We start from the raw sequence: 4,320 nt of genomic DNA, 5'->3' as shown, positions 1-4,320 counted from the left end.
GCGTCGGCCATCGCGGCGCCCGCGTTCTCGGTGCGGTAACCGATCTGGCGGATGCCGTGATGCGGCGCCGCCAGGAACAGGGCCGAGGGGATGCTCTGGCCGAACACGTCGCGGACCCCGTGCCGGTGGAGCGCAGCGGCGAGGGCGTGAGCGCCGGTCATATTGGCGCGCGGCTCGGACATCTCAGACATCAGCGGCTCCCCTGCGCGGCGTCGCCCATCGACAGGACGATCTTCCCGATATGCTGGCCCGCATCCATGCGGGCATGGGCCTCGGCGACCCGGTCGAACGGGAACACGGAGTCGATCGGCGGCCGCGCCCGACCCGCCGCGAGCAGCGGCAGGACGTGCTCGGCTAGGGCATCGGCGAGGCGCGCCTTCAGGGCGACCGGACGGGCCCGCAGCGTCGAGCCGGTCAGCGTCACTCGCTTCATCAGGAGCGGCTGGAAGTCGATCTCCGTCACCCGCGAGCCCTGCTGGAAGGCGATCTGCGCGATGCGCCCGTCGACCGCCACGGCGTCGAGATTGCGGGCGATGTACGGGCCGCCGACCATGTCGAGGATCACGTCGGGTCCTCGACCGTCGGTGGCGGCCTTGGCCGCGGCGACGAAATCCTCCTGCCGGTAATCGATCGCGGCATCCGCGCCGAGCTTCAGGCAGGCCGCGCATTTCTCGGGCGAGCCAGCGGTGACGATCACCCGGGCACCCCGGGCCTTCGCCAGCAGGATCGCGGTCGTGCCGATGCCCGAGGAACCGCCGTGGATCAGCAGGCTCTCGCCCGCCTGCAGCCGGGCGCGCTCGAACACGTTGCTCCACACGGTGAAGTAGGTCTCGGGGATAGCGCCCGCCTCGACGGCCGGGAGGCCTTCCGGCACGGGAAGCGCGACCGCCTCGTCGACGACGGCCCATTCGGCGTAGGCGCCGCTCTGCACCAGCGCCATCACCCGGTCTCCAGGCCGAAAGCGCCCGGCACCGGGCCCAAGGGCCTCGACGATGCCGGCGAGCTCGAGCCCGAGCACGTCGGAGGCGCCGGGCGGCGGTGGGTATCGGCCCTCGCGCTGCATCACATCCGGCCGGTTGATGCCCGCGGCCTCGACGCGCACGAGCACTTGGCCCTGGCCCGGCTCTGGACGGGGTCGCTCGACCATCCGGAGGACTTCGGGACCGCCCGGCCCCGCGGCGATGACTGCTCGCATCCCGGTGCTCATCACCCCTCCTCCTGCCTTGCAACGCCTTCGGGAAGAAGCAGCACCTTCATGGCCTGCCGGCTGCGTGCCAGATCGAACGCCGCCTCGGCTTGGGCGAGGGGGCGGCGATGCGTGATCAGCGCTGCGAGCGCCCCGCCGTGAGCGGCGAGGAGGCGGATCGCTTCGTCGAAGGCACGCGCCGTGGTGTCGTGGGCCGCACGAAGCTGCTTCTTGCTGCGGACGAAGCCGGTCAGGTCGAGGTCCAAGGATCCGGAGTGGATTCCGGCCACCACCAGCACGCCGCCCGAACGCAGCACGGCCAGCCCCTCGACCACCGACCGGGCTGATCCGGTCGCCTCGATCACCCGGTCGGCCTCCCCGCCGAAAGCATGCCGGACAGCGGCTTCCAGGCTGCCGCCTGCGAGATCGACGGTCCCGCCGATGCCGATCCGGCGGGCGAGGTCGAGGCGGGCGGTGTCGTCGAGGCCGGCGAGCAGCACGGTCGCGCCCCGGAGCTGCGCCACGAAGGCGATGCTGAGCCCAATCGGGCCCGGCCCGAGCACCACCACCCGGTCGCCAGGCCCCACCTCCGCCACGTCGACGGCGTTGACCGCCACCGCCAGGGGCTCGGCCAAGGCCGCGACGGCTAGAGGCAAGTCGTCAGGAAGACGGCGACAATTCGCGGCCGGAACGACGACCTGCTGAGCAAAGGCCCCATCGGCGTGCAGGCCGACGACCCGCCGGCCCTGGCAATCCTGCGGCCGGTCGGCGGAGCAGGCCGTGCAGTCGCCGCACGCCACCGTGGGCCAGCAGGTGACGCGGTCGCCCGGCGCGAGCGCGGTCACGCCGTCTCCCACCGCCCGGACCGTGCCGGCGAACTCGTGGCCGAGGGTGACTGGCATGAAGGCGGTCATGAAGCCGTAGCCTGGCGTCCACTCGAAGGCGTGGATGTCGCTGCCGCAGATGCCAGCAGCGGCAACCGCGATTATCACGCGACCCGCGCCCGGGCTGGGCGGTGCATCGACGTGGACGAGGTCTGCCCCGAAGGCAGCCGTTGCCTTGCGCAACGCAAGCATTTCCGTCCCCTGTGTACCGCTCGGCCTCGCGGCCCGGCGGCCTGCGACGCGGTGCGAGCCGTCGACGCAGTATGTAATTTGTTATAACAAACATCGGGCAAAGGGGAGGAATATGTCAAGCGCTTCGGCGTCCGAACCCGAAACAGGCGAAATCTTGCCGGATTGGGTTCGTCCGATCGTCAAGGAGAGCCTGAGCGAGCGCGCCTACCGCGAGCTTCGCGTCGCGCTGATGCGCGGACAGTTGAGACCGGACACTCGCCTGCGGCTCCGCCCAATGTCGGCCCGGTTCGGTATCAGCGCGACGCCCATGCGCGAGGCCCTACTCAGACTGGTCTCCGAGAAGGCACTGGCCCTCGATGCGCGCGGCAGCGTCGTCGTGCCCAGGCTGGCGCTGGATCAGCTCCTGGAGATCCGGGCTATCCGCACAGACCTCGAGGGACGGGCGGCTGCCGCGGCCATCGCTTCGACTGCGGCGGAGATCGACGCTCTCGAAGCGATCCACGCACAGATCTCACAGTGCCATGCGAGCCGCGACTTCGCCCGCGCAGTGAACCTCAACACCGAGTTCCACTTGTCGCTTTGCAGGCTTGGAGGGATGCCGATCCTGTATGAGATCGTCAAACTGCTTTGGGTGCGATGCGGCCCGATCCTTTCGCACCTCTATGATGACGGGGTCCCGGACTGGGAACCCCACCCACATCGGCGCATCATCGACGCCTTGCGCCACGGCGACTCGGACGCCGCGCGCGATGCAGTCCGGGAGGATATCGAGCGCGGCGGCAGCGGGTTGTTCGCCCATGTCCGCGCGTCCCCCGCGGGGTGATCCGGGGCGGGTGCCTCGGACCCGCCGAACACATCCTCGGCCGGCCTATCCGGCATCGGGCCGCGACCTCTGCGTTGCCAGCCGCGCCGCGTGGATCGGGCTCGATCAGTCAGCCGGAACGGGCGGCGATGGCAAGGTTTCCTTCGCGTCGGCGGGCGGCTCGACTTTGGCGACATTCAGGGTCATGCAAACGAGGTCGTAGTAGCCATTGACGGCGATGAGATCCATCGCTCCCTGTTCTCCGAACCGGGCGACCACTGACTTGTATAGGGCGTCGGACACTTGCCTGTCACGATGAAGCTGAGTCGAGAAGTCGTAGATCAGCGCCTCGTCGGTACTCATGCCGGTCGGTCGCCGACCGGCCTTCAAGTCCTCGGCGATCGAGGGGCGAAGGCCGGCCTTTAGGGCCAGCGGATGATGCGCGTACCATTCATAGCCGGAACTCCATACCCGGCCGGTGATCAGGATTGCGAACTCGTTGAGGTCACGAGGCAGGCTCGTATTGAACCGGAGATACTCGCCGACTTTTTGCAGACGATTGCTGAGTTCGGGTGAGCGCAGCCACGCATTGAACGGGCCATCAAGAGATTTTCGCGGTCCGGAGAGGATCGCGTCCGCGGCGCTCTTCTGGGCTGCCGTCATCTGATCTGGTTGCAGCGCCGGGAAACGCTCGACGGTCTGCGCAGAGGTGCCGTTCACAGCCAGCAGCAGGCTGACGGCGGCCGGAACCAGCACTTTCATCGGCGCTCCTCCCAATCCGGATTCTGTAACCGGATACGGTCATGTTGGCCAAACGAACCGTTTGTGTCCATCCGTCCGTCAATCTGCACAGTCTCCATGGCGGTGTTAATCTCCAAGTACCAACTCCCGGCCTGAAATGCCTGCCATGCAGATCGTCCGCGCTGCTCGTCCCGCCCGAAATTCAAGTTTTGTGACCGCCAGCGTCCAGATTCGAGATCTGTGCGGTCGCAGCGCTCGCTATCAAGATGCTGACAGCGTCGGCTGAACGACCGGACTGGGCTCGTTTGAGCCGTCGAGGGCTATCGGCATCGACATAATGCAAACTGCGTTTGCCGGCTCGGTCGTCGGGTACCACAGGGCGCATCTCGGTCGGTGACTCGTTCAGGCCGGAATCCGCGCGCCATCCCAGGCGAAGACGCCACCGGAGTCCTTCACGCCGAGGCTGTCGAGCACGCGCAGGAGGTGGGCCGCGCTCACGTCGGGCTGAACCACAC

At 68.2% G+C, this 4,320-nt stretch carries 5 protein-coding genes; 1 reads left to right on the top strand and 4 read right to left on the bottom strand.

What is annotated here, in order from left to right; all coding sequences use genetic code 11:
• The 3 genes from BM228_RS33270 to BM228_RS33260 form a co-directional block, all read right to left on the bottom strand.
• The coding region (locus BM228_RS33270; RefSeq protein ID WP_244537444.1) for a thiamine pyrophosphate-binding protein at positions 1-191 on the bottom strand (191 nt) is incomplete at its 3' end.
• A complete protein-coding gene (locus tag BM228_RS33265; protein WP_092047582.1) occupies positions 191-1,207 on the bottom strand; it encodes an NAD(P)H-quinone oxidoreductase in 1,017 nt (338 codons plus the stop codon). The genes BM228_RS33270 and BM228_RS33265, both read right to left, overlap by 1 nt.
• Positions 1,207-2,262, bottom strand: a complete 1,056-nt coding sequence (locus BM228_RS33260; protein WP_092047580.1) for a zinc-dependent alcohol dehydrogenase — start codon at positions 2,260-2,262, stop codon at positions 1,207-1,209. Before BM228_RS33260 ends, BM228_RS33265 begins: the two co-directional genes overlap by 1 nt.
• 112 nt (positions 2,263-2,374) lie before the next feature.
• Here BM228_RS33260 and BM228_RS33255 point away from each other — a divergent pair, with 112 nt between their 5' ends.
• Complete coding sequence (locus BM228_RS33255; RefSeq protein ID WP_092047579.1) at positions 2,375-3,085, top strand: GntR family transcriptional regulator; 711 nt, start codon at positions 2,375-2,377, stop codon at positions 3,083-3,085.
• 105 nt (positions 3,086-3,190) lie between these two features.
• Here BM228_RS33255 and BM228_RS33250 read toward each other — a convergent pair whose 3' ends face one another.
• On the bottom strand, positions 3,191-3,826 hold the full coding sequence (locus BM228_RS33250; RefSeq protein ID WP_244537443.1) for a carboxymuconolactone decarboxylase family protein: 636 nt from the start codon (positions 3,824-3,826) through the stop codon (positions 3,191-3,193).
• Between the last annotated feature and the right edge of the window lie 494 nt (positions 3,827-4,320).

It is taken from the genome of Methylobacterium pseudosasicola (genome assembly GCF_900114535.1).
In the GTDB taxonomy this organism is placed as follows: Bacteria; Pseudomonadota; Alphaproteobacteria; order Rhizobiales; family Beijerinckiaceae; genus Methylobacterium; species Methylobacterium pseudosasicola.
Note: the sequence above shows the minus strand (reverse complement) of the source record. Positions and strands in the feature narration are given on the sequence as shown.